The organism is Halorhabdus amylolytica (assembly GCF_004944975.1).
GTDB lineage: Archaea > Halobacteriota > Halobacteria > Halobacteriales > Haloarculaceae > Halorhabdus > Halorhabdus amylolytica.
This window is the reverse complement of the sequence record NZ_SPQG01000002.1, coordinates 392,339-415,567: the sequence shown is the minus strand read 5'-3', so window position 1 is coordinate 415,567 and position 23,229 is coordinate 392,339. Positions and strand designations below refer to the sequence as shown.

The following is a 23,229-nucleotide window of genomic DNA, read 5'->3' as shown; positions in this document are numbered from 1 at the left end:
CGCTGTCGAGAGGAGGGTACCCGCCTAAACCCATAGTATTTAATCGAACCGGCCGTGCGACCGACACATGGCAGATATCGATATTTCCGACGACGGGTCGGATGGAGACGTCCCGTCGTCGGGGTCCCCGTTGCCGTACTTCCTCGGGACGCGAGTCGTGATCCTCGCGATCCTCGTCGGCATCGCCTTCCTGGTTCGACCACTGGTGCACGGCGCGGTGTACGCCGCACTGTTCTCGCCTTCCGGGGTGGTATTGATCGGGGGTAGTACTATCACAGCGTTGGTTCTGTGGTTCACGCCGCCGTGGCGACTCGACGGCGGAAGAAGCGAATCCGACCTCTCCTCGGTGTTGTTCGAGGACGATCACACACCGGTCGACGACGTTTTCGCAGGTGGCGGGACAGCGATGCGAAAGCTCCGGATCTTCGGGGGGATCGTGGGTGTCCTGTTCGTGCTGTCGATCCTCGTAAGCGTGCCATCGGGTGCGCTCGAACAACGGACGCTGGCCGAGCAGACCATGGACGAGGGGACCGAACTCGAAGCGTTCCCGCAGGCCAACCCCGATAACCCACGCGTCGTTCCGCGTGCGGTCTCGGACGTGACAACTCGCGGGTCGGTCTCTTACCGAACGCACCGTCTCGGGACGAGCGACATCGCCAGACAGGAGGACGGCTCGCTGGCGTGGTCGTATCCGATCGAGCCGGACGGAGCTAGAAACAAGCTGTTGGAGAATCAACGCGGAGTCCTCGTCGCCAACATGACGTCGATGGACGAACAGCAGATCGACGTTTACGAGGCCGACTTCACCTACGGCGAGGGCATGTGGCTGCACCGCTCGGCGCGATGGAACGTCAAACTCGGCGGGTTCTTCTCTCAGTACAACGACGACGCCGTCGAGTTCAGTCACGACGGCGACCCATACCTCTACTATCCGAAGACGGGTCACGAATGGCACCTGCTCCCGTTCCCGCACACGACGCCGAAGTGGGATGGTGGGGCCCTGGTCCATCCCGACGGAACCATCGAGCATCTCACGCCCGAAGAGGCACAGGCCAACGCAATCCTCGACGGCCAGCGCCTGTACCCGATGACGTTGACGCGGTCGGAGATGTCGTCGTTGGGCTACCGCGAGGGGATCATCAACCAGATGCCGGTCATCGGCGAACACGAGGGAGAAGTCGAAGTCGCCCGCCTGCCTGACGAGGCAGACAACGAACAGCCGTTCGTCATCGACCTCGAAGGCGAGCAGATGTCCTACGTCACGGCGATGGAACCCTACGGCGAGGACACGCGCGGTCTCGACGAGGTGTGGTTCGCCGACGCTGATACCGGCGAGTACACCTACTTCGGGACTGGGGACGAGACCCTGACTGGACCGGAACGGGCGATGGGCATCGCCAAGTCAGAAGACTCCCAGACCGGCTGGGGAGAGAACTTCGTCGTGACCGAGCCGGTCCCGGTGACCGTCGACGGCGACCTCTGGTGGCACATCAAGGTCGCGCCGGTCGATTTCACCGACGTGACGCGGAACGTCTTCGTCAACGCCGACACCGGCAACGCGATCGAACTCAGCGACGACACGGCTATCCGGGAGTTCGTCCGCGGTGATATCGACGAAAGTGAACTTGAAGCCGGCGAGAACGGCACCGACATCGAACCCGCGCCGGACGATTCGGACGTGCTGTACTACATTCTCATCACCGACGAGAACGGCGATGTCGTCGAACGGATCCCGGTCGAACGCGGCCAGGACACCCAGATCGTCGCGCCCAAGGACGAACGGGTTGCCGAGAACGAGACGAGCGGGTAACCGCACCCGGTCACCGAGCGGAGGGCCCGACGCTACTCCGCGTCGGCGGGTACGTCGAAGTCGTGGTAGTGTTCGCCCTTCTCCTTGCTGAGGATGTTCAGTGCGGCCGCAGCGCCGTCCCCTGCAGCGATGACTGCCTGCCACTCCTCGGCGCGAACCATCGCGCCGGTCGCGTAGGCGTCGGGGACGCTGGTCTCCATCTCGACGCCGACGTCGACGATTCCCTCGTCGGTGGTCTCACAGCCCAGATCCTCGGCCAGCGAACGATCCGCGCCAGTCGCCAGCACGACGTAGTCGGCCTCGTACTCGCCCTCGTCGGTTTCGACGGTGAATCCGTCGTCCGTCTCCGCGACGGCCGTCACCTCCTCGCCCTGGTTGCGTTCGACACCGAAGTCCTCGACCTGCGCACGGGAAACGTCCATAAACTCGCTGCCGTCCATCGATTCGATGCCCAGATAGTTGAACAGGTGGGCCTTGTGCATCCAGGTCTCGTCGGTGTCGAAGACGAGCGTCTCCAGATCGTTCTTCGCGGTGAACAGTGCGGCACTCAGGCCGGCGGGGCCGCCGCCGGCGACGATTACGTCTACCATGTTCGATCAGTGCATCGCCGACGCAATAAGGCTTGGTTCGGCCCGATCATATCAGCACTGAGATCGGCTCTCAGTGTTCCCGAACAGCATCCGTTCAACAGTCACCATCACGTGGAGAACGGGACTGCACCGAGCCGTTGGTCGCGATGACGAGTCGCCGATCGGCCTCGACATCGTCGAGGACGTGCTCGGTGCCATCCGGACGAACGATTTCGAGACGGTCGACCGACGCCTCACCGAGACCGAAATGAAGCGTCCGTGTCGATTGGGAGAAGAAGTTCGAACGGCTGCTCCGGACGCGGGTCAGGGTTTCCCCGCCATTCGTGACGACTCGAACTCGGGTTCCGAGTGCGTTCGTTGCCCCCGACTCGACGTCGACCTGGAGCCAGTTGCCGTCACTGTTGACGTTCTCGTAGAGTTTGAATCGCGAGGATGTATCGGCCGCGACCACGTCGCGATCGCCGTCACGATCGTAGTCGAACGTGGTGAGTCCCCGGCCGTTCGAGGGCACCAACCCGGCAGCGGACGCGTTCCGACGTGTGAACGTCCCGTTGGCCTGGGCCTCCCAGAGCGAAGGATAGGTCTCGACCGCATCGAAGCTCCCGTTGACGTTCCGGACCAGGTAGTACTTGCTCGCGTGGACGAGATCCAGGCGCCCGTCGTTGTCGAAGTCCTCGATCGCCCCCGCCCATCCCCAGCCACCTTCCCGAACGCCGTAGGCGTCCCCCCGTTCGACAAAGGTTCCGTTCCCGCGATTGATCAACAGCGTATTGCCGCGGTTGCGAACGTTGAGCCCGCTGTTGAGTTCCCAGACCTCCTGTGGGTTCGGAAACTGAATGTTCGTCACGAACAGGTCCAGATAACCGTCCCCGTTCACGTCACGGACGACCGACGCCATGCCGTGGCGATTCGTCTCGGCAAGCGGCCGCGAATCGAAACTCCCGTCACCTTGGTTCACCAGGAGGACGTCACGTGCGTAATCGTTCGCGACGTGAATGTCCGGATACCCATCGCCGGTGAGATCGACGAAACTCGTCGCGAGACTCCACCGGGAGCCCTCGACGTTCGCGTTCTCGACACGTTCGAAGCCGTCGTCGGTGTTCTCGAAGAGGACGTTCGGGTAGCCATCGAGTGCCTGGCCGGTCGTCCCCAGGCGCGGGGTTTCGTTTCGCCAGTCCCCGTTCTGGACGACGTAGACATCGAGGTCGCCGTCGCGGTCGTAGTCCGCGGCACTCGCCCCGGTCCCCCACTCGAGTTTCGTCTCGAAACCGGCCTCGGACCGCCGGAACTGTCCCTCACGGTTCCCCAGGAAGATCGGCCGGCCGACCCGCGGGATCAACAGGAGGTCTTCCCACCCGTCGCCGTCGGCGTCGAAGAACAGAGCCGACTTCAACGGCGGATAGTCGCCTGCCGGGAGGGAGTGCGACGGTTCGAACCCGGAACCGGTATTGGAAAAGAGGACGGGGCGATCCCCGCCGGTCGCGAGAAGGTCCGGCCACCCGTCCCGGTCGACGTCGGCGACGAAGACGCCACCGTCGTCACTCCCGTCCGCGTTTCCGGTGGTTCGATAGTTCAGGCCACACGAGCGGGCCGTCTCTTCGAACGCGACCCGGTCAGTGTCCCCACTCCCGACAATGTCAGTTCCCAGCGTGCTGGCGAGCGAGCTGGTGACTGTCAGTGCGACGGCGACGAGGGCAGCGAGGGCGAGTACCGCAACGACACCGGCCAGCAGGACGCGTCGTCGATCCGTGTCCCGGCTCATCGTTCCGGTTGTGGTACGGGTAGCGCCCGATACGAGCGAGGCGGCATCAGGAACGTCGCCCTGTTGGTCACGGTGACGAACTCGAGGATGCCGTCGTTCTCGTCCGGGACATCGGCCGCCACGTGCTCCCCGTTCATCGCCTTCCGGACGTCCAGAAAGTCTCCGAGGTCACGTTGCCAGGAATCGAAGTGCAAACCTGGGGCCTCCGTCGCGTTGAAATCCCGTCGGAGAATGGGTTGACGGAAATCCTCGTCGCGCGCGTGGAGCAGCTTCTGTCCGTGCCCGACGACGTTCTTCTCTCTGGCGTCCTCCGTCACCCGTTCGGCGATGCCTTCGGTCATCCCGCTGTCGGTCGCGAGGTTTTCACCCACCTCACCGACGGTATCGGGATCGTGTTCGGGACTGTACATCCGATGGACGCGTCCTTCGTGATCGTGTTCGTACCACGGTTCGAGATCGTGTTCGAGTCGGGAGACCTGCATCGTGGTCCCGCCGGAGAAGGGACCGTTCCGGATCGTGACCCGATCCTCGGTCGCGAGCGTGTCCGTGTAACTACTCTTGAACCCCATCGATAGCGGCGCCTTCTCCGGGATGTTCTCGGAGTCATATTTCTGAGCCGGCTGGGCCCGGCCGAAAAAGCCAGTACGCCGTTGGGAGATCTCGAAGTACTCCTTGAGTGTCCCCTCCACGGTGACACCGTTGATCCGTTCCAGATCACCGAACAACGCCTCCTCGGCTGCCAGAAGGATCGAGCCGAGACCACTGGCGAGATGCACAACGGCGTCCGCATTGTCCGCGGACGCATCGGTCTCTCCGAGTTCGTCGAGAACGGCTTCAGGCGTCGGAAGAGTCACGCTCTCGGGCAACGACGGTTCGAAACGACTGAAATACGACGGCGAGTAGCCGACGACGAACAGCAACCCCTCGTGTTGGACGGCGCTGGTGTCTCCCCCGGTGCCTCGCTGAAACGCCCGTTCGAGGGTTCGAAAGGCCGATTCGACGGCGGTCCGTGCCCCCTCGTCGGGAGGATCCGGACCGACGTAATCCAGCAGCAGGATCGCCTGGTGCTGGGGAAGGACTGTATTGCCGAAGCGATCCCGGACGAGCCACTCGACCCACGCGTGCTGACGATCCGGCAACGTCGATAGGTCCTCGGGACCCGTGGGATGTGTTCCGGATTCGGGCGTCTCGGTAGCGTTCCCTTCGCGGTCGAGGCACGCCGAGAGACCACCTGCGCCGCCGATTGCGACAGCGGCACGGATCATCTGTCGACGCGAGAGCCCGCCCCCAGCCTCCCGATCGTCGCTATCCTGACGGTTGCTATGTGGACATGGCATTGATCTCACCTGCGCTCGGGCTCTCGTTCGTCACCACGACCGGGGTCGTCGTGAAGCTCGTCCGGTCCCGGTACTGAGAGGCTGTCACTCCGCTTTCGGCGCCGGTCGGAGTGGCTCCCTCGGTCGTGATGGTATTGTTTGGTCATTGTTCCCACCGCTCACGTACCGGATCCAGTGCGGTCCCATCGAGAACAGTGCTCGTGTTCCCGACGTCGATGCCGGTTTCCGTCGGCTCGACAGCGAACAGTGCCCGGAGGAAGGCAAAGGGAGCACCCGCGCTCCAGGCCTGTGGGACGCAGGAGGAAGCGTAGGGTTTCGGCGAGAGAGTGTCGTCGAACCCACAGAACAGTTCGGGGATCCGGTAGTCGTCGAAGTGCGTCGAAGCATCCAGGACTGCCCGCGCCAGGTCGTCCGTTTCGGCGTGGAATCCGTACCCGGAGAGACCGAGCGCACTCAGCGAGGTGTCGTGGGGCCAGACGCTCCCGAGGTGATAGGAGATCGGACTGTATCCGTCAGCGTCCGTCGACATCGTCCGGAGACCCCAGCCGGAAAACAGTCGATCGGACGTCAGCGTCGCCGCCACAGAGGTCGCCCGTTTCTCCGGGACGATACCCGCCCAGAGACAGTGCCCGACGTTCGAAGTCAGGGTCGGCACGGTGGTTCCGGTTCCGTCCTTTGCGACCCCGTAGTAGCCGGCATCGGGGAGCCAGAACGTCGAGTCGAACGCGTCCGCGAGACGGTCGGCGAGCTCTCGAAGCTCGCTCGCCCGGGAAAGATCGTCGAAGACGTTCCCGTAGAGATCGGCCGCGTCACGGAGCGCCCGGTAGGCGTATCCCTGCACTTCGACGCTGGCGATCGGTGGCTCGGCGATCTCGCCGTCGGGATACTGCACGCTACCCGGAGTATCGCGCCAGGCCTTGTGCAACATCCCCATCGTCGACGATTCCTCGTAGTAGACGAACGGGTCCTCACCGTACTGCGTGAGGGATCGACGGAGCCACGAGACCGCGCCATCGAGTGTTTCGGCGAGTTCGGTCACGAGGGCATCGTCGCCTGTCCAACGACGGTGAGCGGCAAGCAGGGCGATCCAGAGGGGCGTCGAATCGACGGAACCGTAGTACGGCGAGTGTGGGATCCGTCCCCGCTTTGCGAGTTCGCCCTTGCGGATCTCGTGGAACATCTTGCCAGGCTCTTCCTCGCGAGTTTCGTCCACGGTCGTCCCCTGATACGCCCCAAGATAGCGTAACGTCCCACGGGCGAGCGACGGGAACAGCGGGAGGGCCTGATAGGCCGCGATGAGCGAATCGCGTCCGAAAACCGTCGCGAACCACGGAGCCCCGGCCAGCGGAACCGGCCCGTACGCCGTCTCCGCAGTGAGTGCGAGAAGGTCCTCCCCGGCGCGGCGGAACACGCGATCGTAGTCCCGCCGCCCTGTCTTCACAGTCGGGACGTCGAGTCCGTCGCTCACAGTCGAGCGTTCGCCGATGGCTTCGGGTTCGATTCCCGAGCTACCGGCCCCGGATCGCTCCCCGTCGTCGGCCCCAACGCTGGCACGGACTCCGAATCCGACGGTCGTCTCTTCCTGGGATTCGAGGTCCACGTCGAACGTTGCAGCTGTCGGCGTGAGCGTGGTCGGCGTCCGGTCGAAGGCGACCCGCGTTTCACGCCGCAGTGAAGTGCCCTCGTTCGTCTCGTACTCGTAGGTGAAGGCGACTGCGTGATCGTCGACAGTGACAGACGGGTCGCGTTCGAGCCGGGATCGGAACCCCCTGACCTCGAAGACGTCGGCGAAGTCGACGTCGAACTCGACGGTCATCTCCCCCGAGTACGGGACCGAGGAGTGATTGACGAGACGGACCTCCTGAGAGAGGCTGGCGCTCCCGGTCACGGTCTGTCGCGTTTCGAGAACGAGATCGCTACGCTTTTCGGTGGATTCATCGACCCGGTTGATCGCCGTGTTATCGTCGGTCGCGACCAGAACACGCCGGTTCGGGCCGGTCAGATCACGGCCGAGGGTATCGACATCGACGCCGTCGAGCGTCACGGCGAGTGTCGAGAGGTGACGCGTATCCCGGAAGTAAAGCCCCCCGTCGCCGTCGGGCGCTATCCCGGCACGATCCGGAGTGCCGACCAGCAGCGTGTAGCCGTCGACGAGGACGTCACGAGTCATGGGCCACCTCCGGATACTGTGCGGACGACGACAGCCGTCGCGGGTCAGTCCGCATCGTCGGTCACCCCCACGCGTCGAGCGAACGACGACGGGACGGACAGCGTATCGAAAGCTTGCCCGAGGAGATCGTCGAGACGCTCGCTAGCCACCGTATCGGTTCCGAAGAGATTCTCTCGCTGGTCCGGATCAGTCCCCGTGTCGAAGACCATCGGCGCGTCGATCCGACGCACCGGTTCGGCCTCGAACCGCCAGACCGGGACGTCCGTATACGGCAGATAATCGCCGGCCGTCACGTCCGATTTCGGTTCGGGCGGCAAGAAGACGCCACGCGCGTTGATCATCGACGTGGAATGACAGTAGGCCGGCTGACCCGTATCACAGGGACGGTGATACGTGTACCGCCCGTCGGTCACGGAGACGCCGGAGCCCCACTCGCCATAGATCGCCCAATCACGATGGGTCCCGCTCGCCTCACCGGAGACCAGATCCACCAGACTACGGCCGTGTGGATGATCGCCGGCGTCAGTCGCGTTCAGGTACGAGAGCATCGTCGGGTGGAGATCGATCGCCGCCGTGAGTTGCTCGATCCGCCTGGAATCGGCGTCGGGGTGGTGGACGAACAGGGGCGTCCGAGCCAACACGTCGTACATCGGCATGTGGATCTTGCCGACGTAGCCGTGATCGCCCAGCGAGTAGCCGTGATCCGACGTCACGATCACGGCCGTTTCCTCCCAGAGGTCACGCTCGTCCAGGACGTCGAGGAGCCGTCCGAACCACTCGTCGACCATCGTCACTTTGCCGGCGAACTGCGCCCTCGCGAATTCGAGATTCCGTTCGTCGATAGATCCCTGGCCCCCGTCGACAGTCCCCCAGTGTGGCCAAAACGAGAGGTCGGGATCCCTGGGATCCTCGTCGGTGTACATCGAGGCGTACGGTTCCGGGCAGTGAAACGGCTGGTGGACGTCGAAACTATCGACGTAACAGAACCACTCGTCCCACTCGACGCCGTCGAGGAAGGTCGCCGCCTTCGAGAACACTTTCGGGGCGAAGAAGTCGCGTTCGTCGCTCTCGTCGAGGCCGGCGACGTTCCTGGCGTACTGTGCCCGCTGGACGTACTCGACGCTTCCGGGATCCTCGGCCCCGGCCTGTGCGAGGAGTTGCTCGTCCGGTCGTCGGGGGGTGGCCTGCCAGGCGTCGAACTCGTGGCCACGGACGAACTCGAAGGCGTTGAAGTCCTCGTAGTACCCACCGGCACCGTGCTGGAAGTAGTGATAGTGATCCGTGACCAGTTGCGTGAACGTCCCGGTCTCCCGGGCCGCCTGCGGGATCGTTTTGTCGGACGGTTCGATCGGTCCCCAGCCACGCCAGGGGAACTCCTGGACGCCGGCGAGCCACTCTCGCCGGGTCGGCATACAGAACATGCTCCCGGCATAGTGGCTGTCGAACACCGTCGCTCGCTCGGCGAATCGATCCAGGTTCGGCGTCGCGACCTCGTAGTCGAACCCGCGCGGTCGGTCCGCATAGGCGCCGAGCATGTCCCGACGGAGACTGTCGATCGAGACGAAGAGAACGTTCACGGCGACACCCCCGGCAACGCGGCGAGGAGTGCCCCGTGACCATCAGCCCTGCAGAGCTCGCCGTCGACGACGAGAAACGCATCCGTCCGACAGACCCCGCAACGTTCGAGACACGGAAGCCCGCGCGAATCGACGGACGCCGTCGCGAGCCGTTCACGCACGTCCGGGGTGACGTTGTTCACACAGTACTCGACGACCGTCGGCCCCGACTCGCGACCGTCGGCCGCCTCTCCAGCAGTCTTTGACCCGGACGTCTCTCGTCGCTCGTCACCGTTCAGTCCACCGTCGCCTCCTCGTCCGTCACCGTTCAGTTCACCATCGACGCGTCGTTCGGCAACGCTCAGTCTACCGTCGGGAACTTTATCCCCCCGCGCGACACACCGACGGAACGACCGATGGAGGAGCAAGGCTTTCGAGAACGGTTGCTGGAGCGGGTCTGCGAACGGCGTCCGACCGTCACGATCGTTTTCGTCTTTTCCGGCGCGCTGTTCGTTGTCTCGCTGCTCATCTTCGCCTTCGCAGACATCTCCGAAGCGTCGAACGTCATCGCCCTGATCGACGCCGTCATCAGCGGGATCGTACTTGTCGGCTCCGGTTCCGTACTCCACGTGTGCAATCGATTCCAGGACGAAACCTGAGCGTCGGCTTACTCGACGGAGTTTCGAAGCGGTATCGGGGACGTTCATGTGGTCTCTTCACCCCCGGTATCGCCTGCGGTCTCATCGGGGAGTGGGTGAGTGTCCCAGTACTCGCTGTCCTCGTCGGCACGGAAACACGCGACGTTCCGATCCTCACCCACGTCGATGGACGGGACCGACGTCCGAACACAGTGGTCACGTGCTTCCGGACATCGCGTGTGGAACCGACAGCCCGAGGGTGGATTCGTCGGATCGGGAATGTCGACGCCGCGAACCGGCGGATCCTCGATGTCGCCGTGTTTGACTTCGAGGTCGGGGGTGGCCCACTTCAGCACTTTCGTGTAGGGATGGTGTGGATCCGCAAGGACCTCCTCGCAGGGGCCTATTTCGACGATCTCGCCCAGGTACATGATAGCGAGTCGTCCGTCCGCCTGTCCGGCCAGGTATCTGGCGTTTGAGAGGTTGTGGGAGATGAAAAGGAACGAGGTGTCGAACTGCTCCTGGAGTTCCAGCATGAGGTCCATCATCTCGACGCGCAGCGAGACGTCAAGCGCCGAGACCGCTTCGTCGGCCAGGATGAGGTCCGGTTCCATGAGGAGGGCGCGGACGAGAGCGGTCCGCTGCTGTTCGCCTCCCGAGAGCTGATGAGGGAACCGGTAGGCGTAGTCCTCTGCGGGTGTCATCCCGACCTCCTGGAGCATCCCGAGGATGCGGGCCTCCTTCTCCTGACGGGAGAGATCCGGTTTCCAGCGTTTCAGCGGCTGGAGGAGCGTCGCCATCACCGTCTGGTTGGGATTCAGCGAACTGCCTGGATCCTGGTGGATGATCTGGAGTGCCCGACGGATGTCGTCGTACGGGATATCGACGTCGTCCGCCCCGTCTCTGGCCTCCCAGACGTCCTGGCCACGGAAGGAAACGGTCCCGTTCGTCGGCCGTTGCAGCCCGAGGGCCGTCTTCCCGAGCGTCGTCTTCCCGCAGCCCGATTCCCCGATCACCGCGACGACATCGTTCTCTGGAATGTCGAGCGTGATGTCGTCGACGGCATGGACAGTCTCGGGTTCGCCGAAGAGATCGAGCATCCCGCGACGGTTCTCGAAATGAACGTCGACGTCCCGCAGGGAGACCACACTGTCGTTGCCACTCATCGGGATCCCTCCTTGCCGGGGGCAGCCCCGGCAGCCTCGGGCGGATCGTCGGGCCTCTCCACCGACTGATCCTCGAACGGGAGCGGGATGGCCGCCGGCGCCTCCTCGGGATAATAACACGCGACGCGATGTTCGTCGGTCAGATCGTCGTACGGTGGATGGACGTCTAAACACTGGTCGTCCGCGAGCGGACACCGTTCGGCGTAGGAACACCCCTTCGGGACGCTGACCGGATCGGGGGCCCTCCCTGCGATCGGTTGCATCTCCGCGTAGGGCGTCTCCAGATTGGGGACGGCCTTGAGTAACGCTCGGGTGTAGGGATGTCTGGCTCCTTCGACGACATCCTCTGCCGTGCCGACTTCGACGAGGTCGAACGCGTACATCACGCCGATGCGATCGGCGAGGTTGGCGACCAGCGGCAGGTCGTGGGAGATGAACACGATGGTGAGATTGTACTTCCGCTGGAGTTTCTTTATCAGGCTGAGGATCGAACGCTGCATGAGCAAGTCGAGTGCGCCCGTCGGTTCGTCCATGACGAGGACTTCCGGTTCCAACAGGAGCGCGAGTGCGATGAGGGCACGCTGTCGCATGCCGCCGCTGAGTTCGTGGGGATGGCTCGCGAGCACCTGCTCAGGTTCGAGATACAGGTCCGAGAGCAACTCGCGTGCGCGTTCCATCCCTGACTGGCGGTCGACGTTGTGGGCCGACAGGGTCTCCTGGAAGTGCTGGCCGATCCGCAACGTGGGGTTGAACGAGTCCAGTGCCCCCTGGAACACCATCGCGATCTCCTCCCAGCGGAGTTGGCGGAGTTCTTCCGCGGAGAGTTCGAGTATGTCTACGGGTTCGTCCGGGGAAGGATAGTACGTGATCGACCCCGAGAGGACCCCCGGATCCTCGACAGCGTCCAGCATCGATGCGGCGAGCATCGACTTGCCCGAGCCCGACTCGCCGACGATCCCGAATATCTCCTCGCGAGAGACCGAGAGATCGACGTCGTCGAGGACGCGTGCCACGCCGCGATCCATCTCGAACTGGACGCGTGCGCCTTCGACGTCGAGGACCACGTCTTTCCCTGGGGACATCTATCGCGCACCTCCCGTGCCGGGATCTTCGGAGTCGGAAATGGTCTTCGACCGTCGCGCCCGCACCCGGGGATTGAAGATCCGATCCGCCCCCTGGGAGAGGAGGACGAGCCCCAGTGAAAGGACGATGATGGCGATCATCGGAATGAGGAGCGTATAGGACGCACCCAGCGAGTACAGCGCGCCGGAATTGCGGTAGGCGCGGTTCATCGTCACGCCCCAGTGGGTGTTTGTGAACGGCAGAACGCCCAGGAAGTACAGCGCCACGGAGCTGAAGATGACGATACGGCCGGCGTTGACGAAGTTGATCGTGATGTAGGGCATGATGTTCGGAACGATGTCCCTGGCGATGATGTTGGGCGTCCGAATCCGCATCGTGCGCGACGCTTCGACGTAATCGGATTCGCGGAGTGTCAGTACCTGTGAGCGGATCGACCTCCCGAGTCCGGCCCATACATTGATCGTCAGCACGATACCCACGACCCAGGGGGATTCCGGCTGGAGGATTGTGGCGACCACGATCGCCAGCGGGAGGCCCGGGATGGCCGTGGCCATGTCCATGACAGTCGTCAGGACGCTGTCGATCCGACCGGCTCGATAGCCGGCGAGCGTCCCCAGAACGGTGGCGACGCCCGTGGCGAAGACGCCACCGGAGAGCATCATCTCCAGCATCGGCGGCGTCGCGTGGACAATCAGGCTGATCATGTCCTGTCCGAGACCGTCGGTGCCGAGGGGGTGGGCCATCGTCTGGAAGGGCTGGGTGTGGAGCGCCCCCTGGTTCGTCTCGGGAGGGGGGACGAGGACGACGCCAACCGTCCCCATCAGGAGGTAGAAGACGACGATGAGGACGCCGACGCGCGTCCGCCAGTCGCTCCAGACGACCCGGAGTGGCGAGGCGACGTAGAGGTCCCACTTGTAGGCCCATCGCTGTCTCCGTGTCCTGCGTTCTACCTCGTAGGCACGGAACGGCGAATCGGCGTCCACTCGTTGTCCCCCGTCTGACAGCGCGGAACCATCGTCTCGAGGGACAGCGTCGTGGTCGTCGCCGTCAATACGTTTCACGGGTCTCACCTCCACTGGCCCGGGGATCGATCAGCCCGTAGGTGAGATCGGCGAACAGGATCGCGGCGACGATGGCCGTCGTGATGATGATGAACGCCCCCATCATGAGGGGGTAGTCCCGGGCATCGATCGCCTGGAACATGTAGTACCCGATGCCCGGATAGGCGAAGATCTCCTCCAAGATGACGGCGCCGCCGAACATCGTCCCGATCGAGATCATCAACGTAGTGTAAAGCGGGAGGACCGCGTTCCGACCGACGTACTGGAACGCGATCCGTCTGCCCGGGAGGCCCCGTATTTTCGCGGCTCGGAGGTAGTTCTCGCCGAGGACGTTGATGCTGTTGCCCCGCATCGCCAGCGCCTGGAAGCCAAAGCGCGTGAGGACAAACGACAGGACGGGCAGGGCCGCGTGATAGAGCGCGTCGAGGAGGAACGCGACCGAAAACCCGACAGGGACGGCGTCACTCGACCGTCCGCCGGTCGGGAAGAGGTCCATCTGATAGCTCAGGACGAACAGAAACAGCACGCCGAGAACGTAGTACGGGATGGAATTGAAGAAGATCGACACAGAGGAGAACGTGTAATCGAAACGACTTCCCTCCTTGTAGGCCATGACGGCACCGAGACCGATGCCGATCGCGAACGTGAACAGCAGCGACAGCGCCATCACGAACAGCGTCCAGGGCAGTGCCTCGATCAGGATCTGGTTCACTGGGTCCCCGTACCACGTCGACGTCCCGAGGTCTCCCTGGAAGACAGAACTCATGTATGAAACGTACTGTTCGACGATACTCTGATCGGGGTTTATTGCGGCTTGTGCCTCGACGAGAGCGTCGATCGCGTCGCTGGACATCCCCGGATTCTGGTTCCGAATCTGTCCACGGAGGTAATCCAGTGGCCCACCCGGAATCAGTCGGATCATGACAAACGAGAGCGAAACAGTCCCGACGATGGTCAAGATCGCTCTCCCCAGTCGGTTGATAAGCCAGTGCATCACGGACCTCCAGCGTCGAACTGTGTACTCATGCTCGGTTTGGGAGCGCGGCGTTCAGGTACTGGCTCCGGCGCTACGGCTCCAGCGTCGAACTGTGTACTCATGCTCGGTTCGGGGGCCGGCGTCATCCGCCCGAAGGCAACTAGGGGAGATCATTCTCGCTGCGGGGTGATCTGTCCCTCGTGGAACGGCCAGGCGAGGTGCGTCGGCGGGTTGACCGTCATCCAGTCGTCGTCGGCGGAGGGGACATTCCAGTCGTTCGTGGCGTACCACACGGCACCGATCTTCTCCATGATGGGGAGGACCGGGAGAGCCTGGTTGACCGCCCAGGCGATCTCGACGACCGTCTGTGTGGCTTCCTCGCCCGATAACTGTGGGAGTTCCTTCGTTCGCTCCGTGATGTTGATCTCCTCCATCGATCCTTCCGGGTCCCCGACTGGCATCGGCACCTCGAATGAGTCCGGGACGCTCGCGTCGCCAGCCTGGGAACTCTGTGTGAGGGCACGGAACCCGAAAAACGGGTGCGGACGGGCGCCACCCCACCACTGTGGCGTGATGTCGAACTCTCCGTTGGGTCGCGTCTGGCCGTTCCAGGTCGGCGCGTCGACCGTACGAAGTTCCGTCTCGAATCCGAAGTTCTGTAGCTGGGAATTGAGTGTCTGTCCCGCGTTCACCCAGTCGGTCCAGCCACCGGGGTAAACCAGTTCGAGGGACACCGTCTCGCCGTCCGGTCCCTGCCAGGTCCCACCGCTCTTCGAGTAGCCCGCGTTCTCGAGGACCTGCGTGGCCATGTCGGTGTTCGTCTCGTAGGCGGTGAAGGCCTCGTAGTTGTCACCCAACCAACTCTGTGGGACATCCTGGTTGATGCCTGGGATGCCGGTCGGCTTTCCGACCGGCGCCTTGAAGTTGAGACTGGCTGCGTTCTGGGCGATCCGTCTCCGATCTGCGACGTACGCGATCGCCTTCCTGAAAGCCGGCCGCTGGATGTGTTTGTTCTCGTGGTTCCAGAACAGTCCGTGGCCGTTGAGATTGCCGATCGGATTGATCTGATACTGCTCGGGCAACTGCTCTAAGGCACTCTCCGAGAGCACGACCGGCCCGATGTAGTCGATGTTCCCGGTAATCCCCATCTGGAGAATGCCTTGATTGCCGGTCGTCTGTGTCACTTCGAGGGAGAGTCCCTCGATCGCGTCGTATGCCGGATGACCGTCGTGGGCCTCCCCGTAGAAGTGCCGTGTCGTGGCTTCGGTGATCCGGAACGGACCCAACCCGGTCGCCTCGTCCTCGAACTCGGCGACGTCGGCTCTGACGTCGTCCCGGGCGCTGTCGGAACCGGCTTCCTCGAAGCGCTGGACGAACTCACCGAAAACATCGGCTTTCGTGTGGAATCGCCGCCCGGCGTAGGCGCCGAGAGCGATCTCACGGTTCTGGGTCGAGAGCGTGATCTCGGTCTCCGTATCGCTCACCGTCTCGACGCTCTCGATGACGTCGGCCGGGGGTTGTTGCATGTAGATGTCCATCTTGACCTGGGTTGTCACGTCCTCGGCAGTGAGCGGATCGCCGTCGTGCCAGGTGACGCTGTCGTCGACGGTGATGGTCATCGTCGTCCCGTCGACAGTCAGGTCTTCGAAGACCGGAGAGGGCACGTACGTCGCGTCGGCCTGCCGATACCCGATCATGTACTCCTGGACCCAGTTCCGCGTCGCTCCGGCGACGTTCGTCGCGTTGTAGTCGTTCCAGTGAACGTTCTCCGGGACCCGATCCGTGGGAACGTTCCAGGTGTCGTCGAGGAATGTTCCCCCTTGCTGTGCAGTGGTGCCCTGACTTTCCCCATCAGTTGTCCCTGTTCCCCCACCCTCGTCGTCGGCTGGCTGTGACTCCGTCGTGTCTCCACTCCCACACCCCGCAAGCCCGGCCGTTACCACGGCAGTCGCACCGAAACCGAGGTTGCGAAGCAACTCGCGCCGTTCGATTTCCGGAAATTCATGCCGTTTGTTGTCTCGCGGCATGACTGTTTCTTGCCTGTATAATACTTAAGGTTTGGGGAGAACAACTACTGAGAGTTGTTGGAAAACTATACGGGGCCCCGGGCCGTTACGGCAAGTGATGACGGGATATGCAACACCACCCGGGTTCGACCCATCGAGTGCGGAAACGGTACTCGAACCCGGGGAGACTGGAGAGGGGAATTGGGCAGGGGCACCGTGTGTACACAGACACGGCGGGGAGACGTACCTGGGAGTGCGCGATCGGGTGCCGGACGCACGGGGACGAAAAGTGACCATATATCGTCGAACGGGGCGGGCCGAGTACGAGCCGGTCACTTCGATCACCGCCGAGGATCTAGACGTGGTGAGTATCGAGCGGCCTGCACTGGTGACCGATCCCGACACGGGTCGTCTCAAGCTGTACTTGCCAGTCGATCACGGTGCCAACCAGTGGACGATACAGAAGCTCGGTGACGTCCCCTCCCCGGAGGCGTTCGATCCGTCGACGGCACACGACGTTCTCCGCCCGAAGGCCGGGGGGAGCGACCGTGCCACCGTCAAGGATCCGTACGTTCTCACGGTCGGGGGTCGCTACTACATGTTCTACTCCGGCAATGACACCCGATCCGAGCAGGGTCATCTGGCGACGAGCGTCGACGGCGAGACGTGGCAACGGAGTCCGAACAATCCGATCCTCGAACGTGGGTACTGGCACGACCATCACACGCGTGTCTCGTGTGTCATCCCCGCCCCCGACGCGCCGGTCTGGCTCGTCTTCTACGACGGAAGCGGGCTGACCGACGAAGGGCGCACGTGGAACCTCCGGACAGGACTCGCCGTCTCGTCTGATCTGGAGGAATTCGTCGATACGACACCGGATGGTCCTGTATACCAGGCATCCGCTGGCGACGCCCGGATCGGTGTCGACACTTTCGAAACCTGTCGATACGTGGATATACTTTCGTCCGAGGACGGGTGGGAGATGTTCGCCGAGGTGGCCAGAGAGGACGGGAGTTTCGAACTCCGCCGGCAACGCGTCGACCCCGAGACAGGACAGACCGTGAACGCGGGCGATCAGCATGGATAACGCGGGAGCCATGGACGAGAACCAGTTGGTGGACGAACTCCAGGAAGTGGGGCTGACGAAGTACCAGTCGCTGGCCTACATCGCCGCAGTGAGTCTCGGCACGGCGACGCCGAACGAACTGTGTGACGCCTCGGACGTGCCCCAGCCCCGCATCTACGACGTCATCGACGAGCTCCAGGAGATGGGTTTGATCGAGGTTCAAGAGCAGAGCACCGGCAAGGTAGTCCAGGCTCCACCCCCCGAAGCGGTCCTCGAACGATTCAAAGAACGCCGCATCGAGTCCTTCAGTACCCGGGTTCACTCGATCGCCTCGTCACTCGACCAGTTTCACAAACACCAACGATCCTCGGGCGAATTCATCACCATCGTCAACCTCCGGGAGTCGGCGCTCCGGCACATCCGCCGGGCCATCGAGGACGCCGAGTGGTGGCTGACGATGGCACTGCCGGTCGACCTCTACGACGAGGTCATCGATGAGGTGGCCGACGCCGTGCGGCGAGGCGTGAGTGTCAGGCTGATCGTGGACGGTGAGGAGGCCCGTGAGGCCGACCCGAGACCAGGAGTGATCGGACCGACGTTCCCCGACGGACTGGCCGTTCGTCACCGACCGAGTATCGATACGTTCGCCTTCGCCGACCGATCGTACGGCATCTTCAACAGCAAGCATCCCCAGGCTGAATCACAGCCGTACATCATCACCCAGGAACACAATCTGGTGTTGCTCTTCCAGCACTACGCCGAGCAGATCTGGACCGGGTCGGAGGAGATCGAACCCGACGATGGCCTGCCACGGAAATATCTCGACCCGTGGCGGCTCATCGTCGATCTCGAGGGAGAACTCGACGACGGGACACCGCTGATCGCGGAAGTCGAAGGCAGAGAAACGCACTCTCGCCGTCCGGACACCTGGACCGGCCAGATTGTCGAGTACGAGATGGGAGGACCGATTTCCGCGAACTTCGACGCGGTCATCCCCACCACCGCCGGACTGACGATCGACACCGGCGAGGAAACGATAACTATCGGGGGATGGAAGGCGACGATCGAGGACGTCGCTGCCGACGGGATCCGCGTCAGACGGGCCTGATCACCCGACGCTCGTTTGCCACTCACGAAGATCCGAAGCGAGATCAGTCGCACGTCTCGGGTGCTCGTCCGTGAGATCGGTACGCTCTCCGGGATCTTCCGAGAGGTTCGTGAGATGGGGACCGTCGACACTCTCGAAGACGTCCGTGTCGGCGTCCGGGGGAATTTCGATCCCGTCGACGACGAGTTTCCAATCCCCGTCCCTGACAGCGGCCTGATCCCGAAACTCCCAGTAGACTCGATCGTGGGGTGTCGTCGCTCCCGCGGAGAGTACCGGCCGGAGGCTGTGACCGTCGCAGTCCTCGGGGAGGTCGATCCCGCAGTAATCCGCCACCGTCGGTAGCAGATCCATCGTGGTACCCAGTTCTCCGGAAGTCCATCCCCCGTCGATCTCGGAGGGGTACCTGACGATTCCCGGGATCCGGATTCCGCCTTCGAAGAGACTGAACTTGTGACCGCGATACTGTCCCGCTGACCCACCGCGATACGGACGGGTACTCCCGTCCAGATGATTCCGGATCTCGCGAGAGGGGCCGTGATCGCTGGTGAAGACGACGATCGTCTCTTCGTCGACGTTCGCGTCCTCCAGTCCATCGAGAAGACGACCGATCCCCTCGTCGAGGACGGACACCATCGCGCCGTGACGGGCGCGCTCGCCCTCCAGATGGGAGACGCGATCGGCGTATCTCGGGGGGAAGTGAAGCGGGTAATGGGGAGTGTTGTACGCGACGTACGCGAAAAAGGGTGTCTCGCCGTCGATGAACTCCCTCGCACGCTCCGTGATCAGGTGGGGAAGGTAGGCCCCGTTCCGCCGGATCTCCGTCCGGTCGTCCCACAGATCGTGATACGGGGGGATACCGTGGCTCTGGAGCCAGACTTGTAGATGGGAGTAATAATCGACACACCCGGAGCGGATCCCGAAGAACTCCTCGAACCCGGCTGCGAGCGGGTCGTCGTCGTCGGTCATCCCGAGGTGCCACTTGCCGAAGGCGCCCGTTCGATAGCCCGCGTCGCCCAGAAGGGTGGCAAGCATCGATTGATCCGTCGGCAACCCGTCGTCGGGATCCGTAGCTGGATGGCCTTCGGGACCGTTACCCGGCATTCCGGCCCGCTGTGGGTATTTCCCCGTCAACAGCGAGGCACGCGTCGGCGAGCAGATCGGCCCGTTCGCGTGCCAGTCCGTGAGGCGAACGCTCTCGGTCGCGAGTCGATCCAGGTTCGGGGTCGGAATGTCCGAACCATAACATCCCAGGTCACCGTAGCCGAGATCGTCCGCACAGACGACGAGAACGTTCGGACGGGTCATGCGTTTCCATCATTGTTTGACGTTATAAATCCAGTGGGCGGGACGAACAGCAACAGCGGGAGGACCCAAATCTTCATGTCCGTGCCATACAAGAGGGCGCCATGACCGAGACGGTTCTCGAACGGCGTGCGAACGCCGCCGAACGGCGTCTGGACTCACTGTCGACGTACGAGACGGCGGCGATCGAAGACATCAGTCGGTTCGAAACGACAGCGTTCGCGACGCCCGAGGAGTTACAACTCGACGAATTCGAGCCCTGTGACGTCGGGTTCGTCTGGGAACGCGACCGCGAAACGACACCCGCGGATCGACGGGAGGCCGACATCGATCCGCTCTCGGTAAGCAAGCTCCCGACCGAACTCGCCGTCGGACAGAACGTCTGGTTTCGACTGCGAGGGTCGATCCCCGATTCGATGGCGGGACACCCGGTCGATCTGCGGTTCGTCGCCGCCCCAGTGAACGGTCCCGACGAGGGACTCGGGACGCCCCGCGTCGAGTGTCTGTGTTATCGCAACGGCGAACCATGTGGCGCCTTCGACGACGGACACGCCGAGATTCGCCTGACCGAGTCGGCGAGTGGTGGGGAGTCATTCGACGTACTGGTCGAGGCCGGAACGACGACTCTCTGGGGGCAACTCGACGTGGATCGTTTCGTTCTGGAGACGGCGGAACTCCTCGCGACACGGGAGCGCGTCCGGGACCTCCACCGGAACGTGGCCGTTCTGAACGACCTGCAAGCGGAACTGCCGGACGATTCGATCAACCGGGAGAAGATCCTGCGCGCGATCCAGAACGCGAGTCACACGTTCGATTACCAGGCCGCGGACGAACGGACCTACCGAACCAGTGCGGACTCCGCGCTGGAAACACTCGACGAACTGAAAACGGACGTGACCTCCGAACTGACCGGTCACGAGTTGACGGCTGTCGGACACGCTCACATCGACCTTGCCTGGCTCTGGCCCTGGTCGGAGACGGTTCGAAAGGGTGCCCGGAGTTTCTCGACCGTGCTGGGATTGCTCGATACGTACCCGTCGTTCAGGTTTCTACAGTCCCAGCCCCATCTCTACGAACTCGTACGTGATCGTTATCCGGCCGTCTACGAACGGATTACCGAGCAGATCGAGAAAGGAGGCTGGGATCCAGTCGGCGCCCTGTGGGTGGAAGCCGACGTGAACATCTCCGGTCCGGAGGCACTCGCTCGGCAGTTCCTCTACGGGAAGCGGCACTTCCGGGACGCGTTCGGCGAGGACCCACAGACGACGTTCCTCCCCGACGTCTTCGGGTACACCGCGACGCTCCCGACGATCGCCCGTGCCGCCGACTGTCCGTACTTCCTGACTCAGAAGATGAGCTGGAACGAAACCAACGAGTTTCCCTACACGTCGTTCACGTGGAGCGGTCTCGACGGCTCTTCGGTCCTCGCTCACTTCCCACCGGCCGACACGTACAACGGCGACATGAGTGTCGAACAAGTGCGAGAAGCGGTGACCAACGACGACGAGAGCGCCGTCACCGAACGCGGACTCTACCTCTACGGCTGGGGGGACGGCGGTGGCGGGCCGACCCGTGAGATGATAGAACGGAGAGAAGTGATCGACGAGATCGGATCGATGCCGGACGTATCTCACGGATCACTGCGGGAGTTCTTCGACGGTCTCGCGGACTATACCGAGCAGCTCCCGACCTGGGACGGCGAGATGTATCTGGAGAAACACCGGGGCACGCTGACCACGCAGGCACGAACGAAACGCAACAATCGCAAGGGGGAAAACGCCTTACGGGACGCGGAACTGGTCTCGTTGCTCGCCCACGCACGGGTCGACGCGTTCGAATACCCACACTCGGATCTGGAGTCAGCCTGGAAAGTATTGCTGTTCAATCAGTTTCACGATATCCTGCCGGGCTCGTCGGTCACCGAGGTGTACGCGGACGCCGATCGAGACTACGAAACCGTCTTCGAGACCGCCGAAACCGAGCGTGACCGGGCACTCAGGGCGCTCGGGGGCGAGCCGAAAACCGCGAGGACGGTCGCAGTTTCGAACCCACTGTCGTGGTCATATAGCCCGATCGTCGATGTCGATGCCGAGACGCTGTCCGTCGAGAAGGATCGCCCACCGCGGATTGTAGACGCGAGTGGAACTCCCGTTCCGACACAACTCGATGGTCGAAGCGAGGATCGAGCGTTCCTGTTCGAGGCGACCGATCTCCCGCCACTCGGCGCAAAGACGTTCACCGTCGAAGAGGGAAAAGCCCGGACAGTGGACTCCTCACTCACAGCTTCGTCGTCCCATCTGGAGAACGACCGACTCAGGGTCGAGTTCGACGACGACGGCACGTACACAGTGACGGACCTCCGGGCGGACCGCGAGCCCTTCGAAGGGACCGCCAACAGACTCGTCAGGTATCGTGACCAGCCGGATGACTTCGATGCCTGGGACGTGGAGGGGGATTTTGCTGCGGTTTCCGAACAACTCCCCCCACCGGACGACGTTTCGGTCCTCGAATCCGGACCGTTGCGGGCTACCGTCCGACAACGGTTCGAGTTCGGCGACTCGACGCTCGTCCAGGACGTCTCGTTGACGCGTGGGTCGGCCCGCATCGACCATCGAACCGTCGTCGACTGGCACGAAGACGAACAGTTGTTGAAAACCCGGTTCCCCGTCGACGTCCGGGCCCGCGAGGCGACGTTCGACGTGCAGTTCGGGCACGTCGAACGGGCGACCCACGAGAACACTTCCTGGGACAGTGCTCGGTTCGAAGTCCCCCATCAACAGTGGGTCGATGTCTCCGAAGAAGGATACGGCGTCGCGGTCCTGAACGACTGCAAGTACGGCGTCGACGTCGACGGGACCGACATCGGCCTCTCGCTGTTGCGCGCACCGGCGTCACCCGATCCGCAAGCGGATCGTCACGAACACGAGTTTACCTATGCCGTCTACCCACACGCAGACGGTCCGATCGGCGGCGATGTGGTCGAAGCCGGATACGAACTGAACGCGTTGCCCGACACCGTTCCGGTCCGGAACTCGATCGACGCTTCACTCGCGTCCCTGGATACGTCCGGGGTCGTCGTCGAGTCTGTCAAACGTGCCGAAGACGACCGGGATGCACTGGTGGTCCGACTGTACGAGGCATACGGGAGGCGAACTGACGCGACGCTATCGTTCGACGTGTCCATCACCGATGCCGAATCAGTCTCCATCGTCGAAGACACACGCGAATCGCTCGACGTGACGGACGATTCGATCGATCTGAGTCTAGACGCGTTCGAACTTCGAAGTATCAAGGTCGATCTGGAGGAAGTCTAGCGGGATCGTCGAGGAGGGCGTACCGCTTGACGGCTGGTCCTTTCTCGACGGGAACCTCGTTTCTCTCATCGCCACCGTCCCGGCATAGCGCACCGACACGTCAGCTCTCGTCCGAAGGGGCGTATCGGCGCCATTGACTATAACGTCGGCGGTCTGTGCGACGATGTCGCCCTGGAGACACTGAACTTCATCGCTGATTGCACCCACGGCCGCCCCGACAAAAACGATACGGCGACTTCGCGGTCCGCAGTCCGGCAGCACCGTTAAGCCACTCGAAATCGGAA

At 63.1% G+C, this 23,229-nt stretch carries 16 protein-coding genes; 4 read left to right on the top strand and 12 right to left on the bottom strand.

Annotated elements, in window-relative coordinates; genetic code table 11:
* Positions 1-67 precede the first annotated feature (67 nt).
* The gene (locus E3374_RS04615; RefSeq protein ID WP_136687854.1) at positions 68-1,810 is read left to right on the top strand and encodes a hypothetical protein; all 1,743 of its coding nucleotides are present in this window, start codon (positions 68-70) and stop codon (positions 1,808-1,810) included.
* 32 nt (positions 1,811-1,842) lie between these two features.
* Here the strand turns inward: E3374_RS04615 and E3374_RS04610 are convergent, their stop codons facing one another.
* From E3374_RS04610 to E3374_RS04560, 11 genes are all read right to left on the bottom strand, one after another.
* Complete coding sequence (locus E3374_RS04610) at positions 1,843-2,400, bottom strand: NAD(P)/FAD-dependent oxidoreductase (RefSeq protein ID WP_136687853.1); 558 nt, start codon at positions 2,398-2,400, stop codon at positions 1,843-1,845.
* 94 nt (positions 2,401-2,494) lie between these two features.
* The gene (locus E3374_RS04605; protein ID WP_136687852.1) at positions 2,495-4,162 is read right to left on the bottom strand and encodes a CRTAC1 family protein; all 1,668 of its coding nucleotides are present in this window, start codon (positions 4,160-4,162) and stop codon (positions 2,495-2,497) included.
* On the bottom strand, positions 4,159-5,499 hold the full coding sequence (locus tag E3374_RS04600) for a DUF7405 family protein (protein WP_136687851.1): 1,341 nt from the start codon (positions 5,497-5,499) through the stop codon (positions 4,159-4,161). Before E3374_RS04600 ends, E3374_RS04605 begins: the two co-directional genes overlap by 4 nt.
* A 142-nt stretch (positions 5,500-5,641) precedes the next feature.
* On the bottom strand, positions 5,642-7,669 hold the full coding sequence (locus E3374_RS04595) for an amylo-alpha-1,6-glucosidase (protein WP_136687850.1): 2,028 nt from the start codon (positions 7,667-7,669) through the stop codon (positions 5,642-5,644).
* A 44-nt stretch (positions 7,670-7,713) separates the two neighbouring features.
* On the bottom strand, positions 7,714-9,246 hold the full coding sequence (locus tag E3374_RS04590) for a sulfatase (protein ID WP_136687849.1): 1,533 nt from the start codon (positions 9,244-9,246) through the stop codon (positions 7,714-7,716).
* Positions 9,243-9,854 carry a DUF1450 domain-containing protein gene (locus tag E3374_RS04585; protein WP_169051772.1) on the bottom strand — a complete coding sequence of 204 codons (612 nt, stop codon included), beginning with the start codon at positions 9,852-9,854 and terminating at the stop codon, positions 9,243-9,245. The genes E3374_RS04590 and E3374_RS04585 overlap by 4 nt, the downstream gene beginning before the upstream one ends.
* 74 nt (positions 9,855-9,928) lie before the next feature.
* A complete protein-coding gene (locus tag E3374_RS04580) occupies positions 9,929-11,029 on the bottom strand; it encodes an ABC transporter ATP-binding protein (RefSeq protein WP_136687847.1) in 1,101 nt (366 codons plus the stop codon).
* Positions 11,026-12,111, bottom strand: a complete 1,086-nt coding sequence (locus tag E3374_RS04575; RefSeq protein ID WP_136687846.1) for an ABC transporter ATP-binding protein — start codon at positions 12,109-12,111, stop codon at positions 11,026-11,028. Before E3374_RS04575 ends, E3374_RS04580 begins: the two co-directional genes overlap by 4 nt.
* Entirely contained in the window at positions 12,112-13,173 is a 1,062-nt protein-coding gene (locus E3374_RS04570; RefSeq protein ID WP_136687845.1) for an ABC transporter permease, read from the bottom strand.
* Positions 13,160-14,167: an ABC transporter permease gene (locus tag E3374_RS04565; protein ID WP_136687844.1), complete on the bottom strand. Its 1,008-nt coding sequence runs from the start codon at positions 14,165-14,167 to the stop codon at positions 13,160-13,162. Before E3374_RS04565 ends, E3374_RS04570 begins: the two co-directional genes overlap by 14 nt.
* A 152-nt stretch (positions 14,168-14,319) precedes the next feature.
* Positions 14,320-16,176 (bottom strand): ABC transporter substrate-binding protein, encoded by a 1,857-nt coding sequence (locus E3374_RS04560; RefSeq protein ID WP_136687843.1) that lies wholly within the window; start codon positions 16,174-16,176, stop codon positions 14,320-14,322.
* A gap of 97 nt (positions 16,177-16,273) precedes the next feature.
* Between E3374_RS04560 and E3374_RS04555 the strand changes: the two genes are divergently transcribed.
* Positions 16,274-17,242: a glycoside hydrolase family protein gene (locus tag E3374_RS04555; RefSeq protein ID WP_136687842.1), complete on the top strand. Its 969-nt coding sequence runs from the start codon at positions 16,274-16,276 to the stop codon at positions 17,240-17,242.
* On the top strand, positions 17,235-18,329 hold the full coding sequence (locus E3374_RS04550) for a TrmB family transcriptional regulator (RefSeq protein ID WP_136687841.1): 1,095 nt from the start codon (positions 17,235-17,237) through the stop codon (positions 18,327-18,329). Before E3374_RS04555 ends, E3374_RS04550 begins: the two co-directional genes overlap by 8 nt.
* On the opposite strand, the gene E3374_RS04545 is transcribed toward E3374_RS04550, so the two are convergent.
* A complete protein-coding gene (locus E3374_RS04545) occupies positions 18,330-19,634 on the bottom strand; it encodes a sulfatase-like hydrolase/transferase (RefSeq protein WP_136687840.1) in 1,305 nt (434 codons plus the stop codon).
* A 101-nt stretch (positions 19,635-19,735) separates the two neighbouring features.
* Here E3374_RS04545 and E3374_RS04540 point away from each other — a divergent pair, with 101 nt between their 5' ends.
* Positions 19,736-22,945, top strand: coding sequence for an alpha-mannosidase (locus E3374_RS04540; RefSeq protein ID WP_136687839.1), 3,210 nt, complete (start codon positions 19,736-19,738; stop codon positions 22,943-22,945).
* The last annotated feature ends 284 nt before the right edge of the window (positions 22,946-23,229 follow it).